The following is a 12561-nucleotide window of genomic DNA, read 5'->3' as shown; positions in this document are numbered from 1 at the left end:
CATGTCATATGTGTTGGGTCACAACCAGTACGGCAAGGCTGAAGTCCACGTCGTCAGGGTCTTCCGGGACACCCGTGAAGGTCGTCACGACATGGTCGACTACAACGTGAGCGTCTCCCTCTCGGGTGACTTCGACGATGCGCACATCACCGGCGACCAGGCCAAGGTCCTCACGACCGATGCCTGCAAGAACACCGTCAACGCGTTCGCCAAGGAGGCCGGTGAGGCCGTCCGCGCGCCGGAGTCCTTCGCCCTCGCCCTCGCCAACCACTTCGTCGATGATGTCCCGCAGGTCTCCTCCGTCAAGATCAACGTCGAGGCCTTCACCTGGGCGCGAATCGGCGAAGAGAACCACGGCTTCCGCCGCATCAACGACTACATCCGCACCGTCACCGTCCGCCGCCATGGTGACGAGGCGGCCACGGTGGTCAGCGGCCTGAAGGACTACGTCGTCCTGAAGACCACGGATTCGGAATTCCACGGCTTCTACCAGGACAAGTACACGACCCTGCAGCCGACCAATGACCGCGTGATGGCGACCGCCGTCACCGCCCAGTGGGCGCACACCTCGAACGAGAACGCGGACTGGAACGGTTCGTTCGCCAATGTCGTCGACGCGATGACCACCACCTTCGGCGCCGCCTACAGCTATGCGCTGCAGCACACCATCTGGGAGATGGGTCAGAAGGTACTGGACGCAGAGCCCGGAGTCGCCGAGATCCGGATGAGCGCCCCGAACAAGCACCACTTCCTGGTCGACCTGTCGCCGTTCGGTCTCGAGAACGACAACGAGGTCCTCTACGCGGCCGACCGGCCGTACGGCCTGATCGAGGCCACCATCCAACGCTCCGCCGATGTGGACATGACCGGCTCCTACGAGCCCGGCCAAGCCTGGAGCTGACCCACCCCGTCTCGGACCCGACGCCGCCGGCACCTCTCATAGTGCCGGCGGCGTCGTTCTGGGCAAAAACAACATCCACAAACTATTCATCATCGTCCCATACGAAGCGCGAATGTCGCAGCGTTACAACGCTATTCGTCGTGCACATCAGTACGTCTCAGGCCAGATATACCCGATATCTCCAACCTCTTGACGTGACCCGAGTCACTCCCTAACATTCCGACATACGGAATTCATATTGCGTATGTCGGAATGCAGGCTGAACCTAGGAGCACCGATGACCGCGACTGCGGCACCCAAGTCCAAACCCCCCGTCCATCCGGTCGACGAACTTCTGCCGGTACCGCGGCTGGCCATCTACGGCATCCAGCACGTGCTGGCGTTCTATGCCGGCGCAGTGATCGTCCCGATCCTGCTCGCAGGCGCTCTCAAGCTGAGCACCGAACAGTTGATCCACCTGATCAATGCCGACCTGTTCACCTGCGGGATCGCCAGCCTGATCCAGTCCATCGGATTCTGGAAGGTCGGCGTCAAGCTGCCGCTGCTGCAGGGCGTGACCTTCACCGCCGTCGGCCCGATGATCCTGATCGGTACGAGTAACGGTGGTGGCACCGATGGTCTGCTGTATATCTATGGCGCGACGATCGTCGCCGGTGTCTTCACCTTCCTGATAGCCCCGTTCTTCGGCAAGCTCGTCCGCTTCTTCCCACCGGTGGTCACCGGATCGGTCATCACGATCATCGGCCTGTCGCTGCTACCCGTCGCAGCCGGCGACGCCGTGCGCGGCCCGGACGGCAAGGCTGACCCGGGCAACGGGAAATATCTGCTCTACGCGCTGGGCACTGTGCTCTTCATCGTGCTGCTCCAGCGTCTCTTCCGCGGCTTCATCGCGACCGTTGCCGTGTTGATCGGCCTGGTTGTCGGCACCCTGATCGCGTGGGCGCTCGGGGACGCGAACTTCGGCGGCGTGGCCAAGGCCGAGGTCATCGGGGTGACCACTCCGTTCTACTTCGGCGCACCGAAATTCGCGCTCGGTGCGATCATCGCGATGGTCATCGTGATGCTGATCACCGCCGTGGAAACGACCGGTGACGTCTTCGCCACGGCAGAGATCGTCGAGAAGCGGGTCGGCGGCGAGGATGTGTCGAAGGCACTACGCGCCGACGGTCTGGCCACTCTCATCGGTGGCGTCCTGAACTCCTTCCCCTACACCTGCTTTGCCGAGAACGTCGGCCTCGTGCGACTGACTCGTGTCAAGAGTCGCTACGTTGTGGCGGCTGCCGGCGTGTTCATGATCATCTTGGGGCTGATCCCCAAGGCCGCGGCGATCGCAGCGGGCATCCCCTCCCCGGTCCTGGGTGGCGCAGGTCTTGCAATGTTCTCCACCGTCGCAGTCGTCGGCTTCCAGACGTTGACCAAGGTCGACTTCAACGATCAGCGCAACACCATCATCGTGGCGACGAGTGTCGGTCTCGCCGGGTTCGTCACCGCACAGCCCGACGTGGCCAAGGCCCTGCCGCAGGATGCTCAAGTGCTGCTCGGTAGCGGTATCACCATCGGCAGCATCACTGCCTTCGTGCTCTACATGGTCTTCTACCACGTGGGCGGCGGCCTGCAGCCGATCATCTCCGACCAGTCGGGTAAGACCATTCGGTTGGATGATGTGAATGCCATGACCGAGGCGGACTTCGTCCAGTCCTTCGGTGGCCTGTTCCAGGGTCCGTCGTGGATGGCCCAGCGGGCCTTCGGCCAGCGACCCTTCCAGGACACCGCCGATCTACGCTCAGCCTTCCAAGAGGCATTGTTCGCTGCGACGGGCGACGAGCAGAGCGAACTGATCCGGGCATACCCCCGTCTGGGGCAGATGGACACCGCTGGGATGGAGTCGATGCAGGATCAGGGCACCCGCGGATTGACCCATCTGGCCGAAGAGGACCAGAAAAAACTCGACCAACTCACCAATAGTTACGAAGCTCAGTTCGGCTTCCCGATGGTGGTCTGCGTGCGTGATGAGGGCGGCTTCGACGACATCATCAAGCACGGTGAGGCGCGACTTCGTAACTCCTCGATCCAGGAGCACAACATCGCCCTGGTCGAGATCGCCAAGATCGCCGGTTACCGCTTCGATCACCTGGTCGCAGATGCGAACCCGATCGCATCGGCCCGGGCGCTTCGGAACCTCTGAAAAAACCCGCCGAGTCGTGGGATGCGCCGCACAGATGCACCCGCGACTCGGCGCCCGGCATGCCGGTGATGTGCTTAAACTCATATCACCGATCGGCTTGTTCTGCATGGACAACCAGGCCGAGGCATTGCCGTCGAACCATGCCGCCCCCAGCAGGGGCGCAGCTTTCGCGACTATGCAACAAGGAGTCGACGCGATGACGATCACCGCCTCTTCAGGGACATCAAGCAACACCCGCATCACCTCGGATACTCCGAGTCCCCAGATCACGGTCAACGGCGCGATGCGTTCGCTCGCCGACACCCCCTCCTATATGAGCCTGCTGGACTATCTACGTGGGCAGGGCCTGACGGGTGCCAAGGAGGGCTGCGCAGAGGGTGAGTGCGGCGCCTGCTCGGTGCTGGTCTCCCGCCCCGACGACACAACCGGCGACGGGTCGTCATGGGTCGCCGTCAACGCCTGCCTGCCGCCCGCCGTCGGCTACAACGGTCAGGAGGTCATCACCGCCGAAGGCCTCGGATCGCCCGGCAACCTGCACCCGGTGCAGGAGGAGATGGCGCACCGCGGCGGTTCGCAATGCGGCTACTGCACGCCTGGATTCGTGTGCAGCATGGCCTCGGAGTACTACCGGTCAGACCGCGCACCTGCTGACAGCAGCGGGCTCGATGCCTCCGATCATGGTGAGACCGATCACGAGCACGGTCCCAACGGTTTCGACCTGCATGCACTGTCGGGCAACCTGTGCCGCTGCACCGGCTACCGGCCCATCAGGGACGCTGCGTACGCGCTGGGTCGGCCTCCCGCCGAGGACCCGTTGGCCCAGCGCCGGTCCAAGCCCGCCCCGGCGGCCGTGCCGACCCGCGTCAGCGATGGGGTCCACGAGTTCATCCGCCCGGCCGATCTGGCCGAGGCGCTGGAGCTGCTGACCAGCGGTCCCGGCACGCTACTCGTCGCCGGCTCCACCGACTGGGGAGTCGCTGCCAATCTGTTGATGGCGCGCTCCCCCGTGCTGGTCGCCATCGACCGTCTGGCCGAACTGCGCGAGCTGCGTGAGGGCGAAGACTTCGTCGAGATCGGTGCCGCTCTCACGCTGTCGGAGATCGAACGACGCCTCGATGGCCGAGTGCCGTTGCTGGCCGAGCTCTTTGCCCAATTCGCCTCCCGGTTGATCCGTAACGGCGCGACACTCGGTGGCAACCTGGGCACGGGGTCCCCCATTGGCGACAGCTTGCCGGTGCTGCTCGCGCTGGAGTGCCAACTGGTGCTCACGAGCACTCGCGGCGAGCGGGTCGTCGACCTGGCCGACTACTTCACCGGTTACCGCCAGACCATCCGGGACGCCGACGAACTGATCAGATCCGTCCGCGTCCCCCTGCCGTTGGGCCGGCACACCGCATTCCACAAGATCGCCAAACGACGCTTCGATGACATCTCCAGCGTGGCCGTCGCGATCGCGATGGATATCGAGGACGGCGTCGTACGCCGTGCCCGCATCGGTCTGGGTGGGGTGGCGGCGACCCCGCTACGCGCCCTGGACACCGAGGCAGCCCTCGAGGGCAAGCCATGGACGTTGGCGACGGCGCAGAGTGCCGCACGGGTGCTCGGCGCCACCGGCACCCCGATGGATGACCACCGGGCGAGTAGCCGATATCGAGCGGCGATGCTGCGCACCGCACTGCTCAAGTTCCATTCACAGACTGCAGTACAGGAGGTCGGCGCATGACGGTGTCCCACAAAGTTCTCCGCTCCTTCGTCACTTCGATACTTTGCGAGGTCCCCGCATGAGTTCTCTATCCGAGCGTCCCAGTAATTCCGTTGTCGGGCAGACGATTCCGCACGAGGCGGCCGATCTGCATGTCACCGGGCTCGCGCTCTACACCGACGACCTCGTCGGTCGCACCAAGGACTGCCTGCATGCCTGGCCCGTCCAGTCGGTGCACGCGCACGCCACCGTCACCCGACTGAACACGGCGCCCGCGCTCGAGGTCGAGGGCGTCGTACGCGTGCTCGGGGCGAGCGATGTGCCCGGCGTGAACGACGCGGGCACCAAGCACGACGAGCCGCTCTTCCCGACCGAGGTCATGTACTACGGCCACGCCATCGTGTGGGTGCTGGGCGAGACCCTCGAAGCGGCCCGTCTCGGCGCAGCAGCAGTCGAGGTCGACTACGAGCCACTGCCGTCGGTGATGACCGCGCGTGAGGCCATCGCCGCCGATAGCTTCCAGGGTGCCCAGCCCCACATGGAGCGCGGCGATGTCGGCGCCGGTTTCGAAGAGGCCGCCCACGTCTTCTCCGGCGAATTCGAGTTCAAGGGTCAGGAGCACTTCTACCTGGAGACGCACTGCTCGCTGGCTCACGTGGACGAGAACGGTCAGATCTTCGTGCAGTGCAGCACCCAGCACCCGAGTGAGACCCAGGAAATCCTGTCCCACGTCCTCGGTCGACCGGCGCATGAGATCACCGTGCAGTGCCTACGGATGGGTGGCGGTTTCGGCGGCAAGGAGATGCAGCCACATGGCCTCGCGTCGATCGCCGCGCTCGGCTCGATCCTCACCGGTCGCCCGGTCCGGTTGCGCCTGAACCGAACCCTGGACATGACGATGACCGGTAAACGCCACGGGTTCCACACGCAGTGGCGGGTGGGCTTCGACGCGGACGGCGGGCTGGTCGCGCTCGATGCAACGCTGACCGCTGACGGCGGCTGGAGTATCGACCTGTCCGAGCCGGTTCTGGCCCGCGCGGTCTGCCACATCGACAACGCCTACTGGATCCCGAATGTGCGGGTCAACGGCCGCATCGCCAAGACCAACAAGACGTCACAGACCGCATTCCGCGGATTCGGCGGCCCCCAGGGCATGCTGGTGATCGAGGACATCCTCGGCCGGTGTGCGCCGCTGCTCGGCATCGATCCTGCGCAGCTACGCCGCCAGAATTTCTACGGCCCCGGTCAGACCACGCCCTACGGTCAGCCGGTGACCCAGTGGGACCGCGTGCAGCATGCGTGGGACCAGGTCATCACCTCCGGTGACGTGCAGGCTCGCCAGGCGCAGATCGCCGAATTCAACGAGGCGCACACCGACGTCAAGCGCGCCCTGGCGATGACGGCCGTGAAGTTCGGGATCTCCTTCAACCTCACGGCGTTCAACCAGGGCGGCGCGCTCGTGCTGGTCTACAAGGACGGGTCGGTACTGATCAACCACGGTGGCACCGAGATGGGTCAGGGCCTGCACACCAAGATGCTGCAGGTCGCCGCGACCGCACTCGGCGTCCCGCTGTCGATGGTGCGGCTCGCGCCGACGCGGACCGACAAGGTGCCCAACACCTCAGCTACTGCTGCGAGTTCAGGAGCTGACCTCAATGGTGGCGCCGTGAAGAACGCGTGTGAGCAGATACGCGAGCGGCTGGCCGGGGTTGCGTCCCAGCACTTCGGCGTCAACGCAGCCGACGTGCGCTTCGAGAACGGAATGGTCACCGCGATCGGCAGCAAGGCCGAGGCAATGAACTGGTCGGACCTGACCATGCGCGCGTACTTCCATCGCGTGCAGTTGTCGGCGTCCGGTTACTACCGCACCGAGGGGCTGCACTGGGACTCCTCGGTGATGCAGGGTGAGCCGTTCAAGTATTTCGCGCACGGAGTTGCCGCGACCGAGGTGGAGGTCGACGGGTTCACCGGCGCCTACCGCACCCGCCGGGTCGACATCGTGCACGACGTCGGCGACAGCCTCTCCCCGTTGGTGGACCTGGGCCAGATCGAGGGCGGTTACGTACAGGGTGCGGGCTGGATGACGTTGGAAGAGCTGGTCTGGGACGAGAGCGATCGGCCGACGCGCGGCAAGCTGTCGACGCAGGCAGCGAGCACCTACAAGCTACCGAGCTTCTCCGAAATGCCGGAGGTCTTCAACGTGGCGTTGCTGGAGCACGCGCACGAGGAAGGCGCCGTCTACGGCTCGAAAGCTGTCGGTGAGCCCCCCTTGATGCTGGCGTTCTCCGTACGGGAGGCGCTACGTCAGGCTGCTGCCGCCTTCGGCGAGCCCGGCGCGAGCGTCAACCTGGGCCTGCCCTCAACACCGGAAGCGGTCTACTGGGCCGTGGAGTCGGCCCGTTCCGGCCTCGCCGACGGTGACATGGAGCGTGATTCCCAGGCCGCCGGGCAGGTGCCCGATCAACCGGGCCCCGGCGCTCACGCAATGCACCCGGTCTCTGAGCAGCTATCCCACGAGCCGGTTGCTGCTACTTCGGTAAAGGCCTGAACCATGCACTGGCTCAACGCTGTTGCCCAACTGCGTGAGCGCAGGGAGGCCGGGATTCTCGTGACCCTGGCCTCCGTGCGCGGCCACGCTCCCCGCGCAGCCGGCGCGAAGATGGTCGTTTCGGCGACCGCTGAGTTCGGCACGATCGGCGGTGGCAACCTGGAAGCCACCGCCGTGGTGCGGGCTCGCGCGATGCTGTCCGCCGCTGCCTCAGGCCCGGAATCCTTCGAGCTGGCACTCAACGAGCGGGCACCGGTCCAACACGGCACGCAGTGCTGCGGCGGGCAGGTTCAGGTACTCCTCGAACCGTTGGCGGTAGTGCCGTCAGTGGCCATCTTCGGGATGGGTCACGTCGGTGTGGAGCTGGCGCGCATTCTGTCCCGCCAGGATCTGGAGCTGCACCTGATCGACTCACGATCGGCCTACGCGAGCCCGGCATCTCCTGCCGTGTACGACGATTCGCTGGCAACGTTGCACTGGCACCATTCGCCCGTGCCCGAGCTCGTGCTCGGTGAGGTGCCGGCCGGAACGCACGTGCTGATCATGACCCACGATCACGCCGAAGATGCGGCTCTGTGCGATACCGCGCTGCGGTGCACGCAACTGGGCACGATCGGGGTGATCGGGTCGCGCGCCAAATGGCGCCGGTTCGACAAGCGCCTCCGCGAAGAGGGGCACTCCCCGCAGGCGCTCGCGCGCATCAGCTGCCCGATCGGCGTCCCCGAGCTGGTCGGCAAAGAGCCGGCCACCATCGCCGTCTCTGCCGCCGCCGCTCTGCTGCACACGATCGCAGCTGAGCGGGCCACCGCAGCTGCCCACGTTTCATCCCCGCACACCTCCTGAACACGCATACCTCCCGAACATCTGCCTACAAATCTCTAGGACTGACCCGTGACGATTTATCGCGCCACCGTGCTCGACACCCCGCAGAACCCCTTTGACGGGGGGACTCTGCGCAGTGAGCAGGACGGCGGGCTGCTCGTGCAGGACGGCGTCATCACCGCTCGCGGCAACTTCGCCGACGTTCGGCGTGAGCACCCGGATGAGCCGGTCGAGCAGCTGAATGGCGGACTGCTGCTGCCTGGTTTCGTCGATACCCACGTGCACTACCCGCAGGTGCGGGCGATCGGCGGACTCGGCATGCCGTTGTTGGACTGGTTGGAGCGGTGCGCGTTACCCGAGGAGGCCCGGCTCGCCGACCCGGAATACGCGCAGGGCACTGCCGACGATTTCGTCCGTTCGTTGGTGCATGCCGGGACGACGAGCGCACTCGTCTTCGGTGCGCACTTCGTGCCGGCCGTCGATGCGCTCTTCACCCGCGCGGCGAGCGGTGGGCTACGAATCACCACCGGTCTGGTGCTCAGCGACCGCATTCTGCGCGACGACCTGCTCACCACGATCGAGGCCGCGCTGGCCGGCAGTCACGAGTTGGCGAAGCGTTGGCACGGCACTGGGTACGCGCGATACGCCGTCACGCCCCGCTTCTCGCTGTCCTGCACCGACGACATGATGGCCGCTTCCGGGCAACTGATGAACGAGATCCCGGACGCGTGGTTCACCAGCCATGTCAACGAGAACACCGCCGAGGTGGCCCAGGTCGAACAGCTCTTCGGTACCAGTTACGTGGGTAGTTACGAACGACACGGCCTGCTCGGTCGGCGCAGCGTGCTGGCGCACAATGTGCACGCGAGCGATGAGGAGCTGGCGATGCTGAGCCGCCACGATACGGGCGTCGCGCACTGCCCCACCAGCAACTCGGCATTGGGCAGCGGGATGTTCCCATTGAAACGGCACCTGGAACACGGCGTGCGCGTTGCGTTCGGCACCGACGTCGGCGGCGGCACCGGCTTCTCGATGTTCAAAGAGGGCCTGCAGAGCTACTTCATCCAGCAGTTGCAGGGCCAGGACGGCGCCCCGCTCACCCCGGCACACCTGCTGCACCTGGCCACCTCAGCCGGCGCAGCCATGTTGCAACGCGATGAGGTCGGCGACTTCAGCGTCGGCAAACACTTCGATGCGGTGTGGCTGCGCGGCGCTGACGACAGCGCCCTGCAGGTCAACTTGCGCAATGCGCTCGACATCGACAACGCGCTGGCCAAAGCCTTCGCACTCGGCACCGAAGAAACCGTCAAAAAGGTCTGGATCAACGGGAACAGCGTCAAAGGCTGACCCCGCAATACTGTTTTCGCCTCGTACCTCAGGCCGGATAGGGCGCCGACGACGTGGGGTCGTTACTCGGAGTGGGACCGGGTTTACTGGGGGGAGCAGGTGGCGCCGTAGCCGACGGGTGCACCGGGCTGGCGGAGGGGAGTCGTACGTCAGGGGGCACGACGCGGGATTGGAACGCCGGTTCGGACTTCGCCAACCACTTCAGGGCGTCGGGCATCACACCTCTCCACACATCGAACCGGTGCCCGGCACCTTTCAGCGCGATCGTCGTGACCGAGGTCGGCGCACGCACGGCTTGGATGAAGTGCTTCGCCTCCCCCAACGATTCCGGATCCGCTTCCGACTGTTCGATCCATACGTCGATAGGTGGCGGCGACACCCGCAGATCCTTCAGGATGTTGTACCTCTCCGGCCACGCGGACAGCTTGCCGAACGGCAACCAACTGCCCCATTCCGGGTGGTTGTATCCACCGAAGATCAGCAGCGCACCGTACTGCTGTGGGTTCAGCACGGCGCTCACCTCTGCGCAGAACGCGCCCGCGCTGTACCCCAGCGCCGCCCATGATCCCCGGTCCGGCCGGGCCCGCAGGTGATGCAGCACCCAGGTCGGGATGGTCTGGGTCACCCAGGTCTCCATCGGGACCCCAGGGGAGTTGACGCACTCCGTGTCCAGGGCCGAGGGGTTGTAGTCAGGGATGATCACGATCGGTTCGACCAATCCGAACCGTTGGTGCTCCATTGCGATGATGTCCTGGAACTTGACCTTCGTCTGATAGTCGCGAGGGCTTCCAGAGATACCAGAAAACGCCTCGATCACCGGGTAGGTGGTGCTCTGCGAGCCGGTGGCGTAGGACGGCGGAAGCCACACTGTGACCTTGCCCGCATCCTTTCGCCCGGTGAGTCCGAGTCCGGGCACCACCACGGAAACATACTGACCTTGCGCCTGACCTTGCGCGTTGGACTTGGTGTGCAGACCCAGGGTGCGTTGGAACGTTGCGCGTTCCACCCCGAACCTCTGCTGCGCCCGTTGGTCTGTCCTACGAGCGGCCTGAGAATCGAAGTGCTGGGTGTACTGCAGATGACCCCTGAGTGCCTGGTGGGCTATGACAGGTGGATTGCCCAGGATGTCGTTCCCGAGGTCGGTCCAACTGCCGTACCAGCCATTCTGCTGGTTCAACAAGCCCCCGACGGCCAGCACCACGAGCGTTGATGCGACAACCTGAGAGAGCGCTCTACCCAGTACGGGTGTCACTCCACGGTTTGCCAACCGCGGCCAGAGCCAACAAATCCCGATAACCCCCAGAACGGCGAGGCCCCACAACGCCCACACCACTACCGTGCTATTTGGTTCAAACACTTGTTCCCAGCTCCCCGACGCGTCCTTGCATCTAAGGATCATGCTGCCGCGAGAGCCTGAGTAGATCTTGAGACTGGCTGGAGGTTCCCTGAGAGCGCAGGTTGTCGATACACATCGTGTCGGCGGCCGTGTGTATATATCGCCAGCGGGAGTGTTTAGAACTCCTTGGCCATATTGGTGAAGCGACTGTAATGACCTTGGAACGCCAGACCGATCGTGTCGGTCGGACCGTTTCGGTGCTTGGCCACGATCAGGTCGGCCTCACCGGGCCGGTCCGAGTCACGATTGAAAGCATCGTCGCGGTGCAGCAGGATCACCATGTCCGCGTCCTGCTCGATCGATCCGGACTCACGCAGGTCACTCATCATCGGTTTCTTGTCAGTCCGCTGCTCCGGTCCACGGTTCAGCTGCGAGATGGCGATCACCGGCACCATCAGCTCCTTCGCGAGCAACTTCAACGCACGCGAGAATTCTGAGACCTCCTGCTGGCGTGACTCGACCCGCTTACCGCTGCTCATCAGCTGCAGATAGTCGATAACCACGAGTTTGAGATTCTCGCGCTCCTTGAGCCGGCGACATTTGGAACGAATCTCCATCAACGACATGTTGGGCGAGTCGTCGATGAACAAGGGCGCATCGGCGATCCGGCCCATCGTGGAGGCCATCTTGGTCCAGTCCTCATCGCGCATCGATCCCTTGCGCATGTGCTGCAGCTGGATGTTCGCCTCGGCCGACAACAACCGCATCGAGATCTCTGAGCGGCTCATTTCCAGACTGAAGACGATCGACGTCATGCCGTGCTTGATCGAGGCTGCGCGCGCGATGTCCAGACCCAGGGTGGACTTGCCGACAGCAGGCCGCGCGGCGATGACGATCATCTGACCACCGTGCAAACCGTTGGTCAGCTGGTCCAGATCGGTGAACCCCGTCGGTACGCCTGTCAGTTGGCCCGCTGTGCTGCTGGCGGCCTCGATCTCATCGGCCGTGTCCTCGATGACCGCGCCGAGCTTGACGTAGTCCTCTTTCTCTTTGCTGCCGGTGACTTTGAAGATCTCGGCCTGGGCTTCGTTGATGACATCGACCACTGACCCGCCGCCGCTGGCATACCCCATCTGGGTGATGCGGGTGCCCGCATCGACCAACCGACGCAGGACGGCGCGCTCGGCCACGATCGCGGCGTAGTAGCCCGCATTGGCGGCCGTAGGGACCGATTGGATCAACTCGTGCAGGTAGGCCTGTCCACCGATGCGACTCAACTCGCCACGCTTGCCCAGCTCATCCGCGACGGTGATCGCGTCAGCCGGTTCACCACGACCGTACAGATCGATGATCGCTTCGTAGATGGCCTCGTGAGCGGGCCGGTAGAAATCGGTACCACGCACTGCTTCAGCGGCGTCAGCGATCGCGTCCTTGCTGAGCATCATGCCGCCCAGCACCGATTGCTCGGCATGGAGATCCTGCGGTGGCACCAGACCGTCCTGCGACCCGTTGCGGCCACCGCTGAACGCGCCCTCGAGCTCTGCGATCGACACTCGCACCCCTTCTCTCGGCAGTCATGCACTGACCCTGATCACAGCACTCGGCACCGACAACGCAGCGTGGACGCGACGCGCATGGTTGCAGCACAACAGCGTTGTGCTGCATTCGAGGACCGGATGTGCGCCATCGAATGCGGCGCGGTTGCCCTACGCTAGATCGC

Annotated in this window: 8 protein-coding genes; 6 read left to right on the top strand and 2 right to left on the bottom strand. The window is 64.6% G+C overall.

Features of this window, described 5'->3' with window-relative positions; genetic code table 11:
- Position 1: 1 nt before the first annotated feature.
- The 6 genes from pucL to guaD all read left to right on the top strand — a co-directional run bounded on the left by pucL (position 2) and on the right by guaD (position 9505).
- A complete protein-coding gene (gene pucL / locus V3G39_02630) occupies positions 2 to 901 on the top strand; it encodes a urate oxidase (GenBank protein ID XAS76950.1) in 900 nt (299 codons plus the stop codon).
- A 277-nt stretch (positions 902 to 1178) separates the two neighbouring features.
- Positions 1179 to 3086, top strand: a complete 1908-nt coding sequence (gene uraD / locus V3G39_02625; protein ID XAS76949.1) for a 2-oxo-4-hydroxy-4-carboxy-5-ureidoimidazoline decarboxylase — start codon at positions 1179 to 1181, stop codon at positions 3084 to 3086.
- Positions 3087 to 3369: 283 nt separating this feature from the next.
- The gene (locus V3G39_02620; GenBank protein XAS78164.1) at positions 3370 to 4809 is read left to right on the top strand and encodes an FAD binding domain-containing protein; all 1440 of its coding nucleotides are present in this window, start codon (positions 3370 to 3372) and stop codon (positions 4807 to 4809) included.
- A 58-nt stretch (positions 4810 to 4867) separates the two neighbouring features.
- The gene (xdhB, locus tag V3G39_02615) at positions 4868 to 7336 is read left to right on the top strand and encodes a xanthine dehydrogenase molybdopterin binding subunit (protein XAS76948.1); all 2469 of its coding nucleotides are present in this window, start codon (positions 4868 to 4870) and stop codon (positions 7334 to 7336) included.
- A 3-nt stretch (positions 7337 to 7339) separates the two neighbouring features.
- Entirely contained in the window at positions 7340 to 8179 is an 840-nt protein-coding gene (xdhC, locus tag V3G39_02610; GenBank protein ID XAS76947.1) for a xanthine dehydrogenase accessory protein XdhC, read from the top strand.
- Between the two features lie 48 nt (positions 8180 to 8227).
- Positions 8228 to 9505: a guanine deaminase gene (guaD, locus tag V3G39_02605; protein ID XAS76946.1), complete on the top strand. Its 1278-nt coding sequence runs from the start codon at positions 8228 to 8230 to the stop codon at positions 9503 to 9505.
- A 28-nt stretch (positions 9506 to 9533) separates the two neighbouring features.
- On the opposite strand, the gene V3G39_02600 is transcribed toward guaD, so the two are convergent.
- Positions 9534 to 10862, bottom strand: a complete 1329-nt coding sequence (locus V3G39_02600) for an alpha/beta hydrolase-fold protein (GenBank protein XAS76945.1) — start codon at positions 10860 to 10862, stop codon at positions 9534 to 9536.
- A gap of 155 nt (positions 10863 to 11017) precedes the next feature.
- Positions 11018 to 12388 (bottom strand): replicative DNA helicase, encoded by a 1371-nt coding sequence (gene dnaB / locus V3G39_02595; protein XAS78163.1) that lies wholly within the window; start codon positions 12386 to 12388, stop codon positions 11018 to 11020.
- Between the last annotated feature and the right edge of the window lie 173 nt (positions 12389 to 12561).

It is taken from the genome of Dermatophilaceae bacterium Sec6.4 (assembly GCA_039636865.1).
Taxonomy (GTDB): Bacteria; Actinomycetota; Actinomycetes; order Actinomycetales; family Dermatophilaceae; genus Allobranchiibius.
Note: the sequence above shows the minus strand (reverse complement) of the source record. Positions and strands in the feature narration are given on the sequence as shown.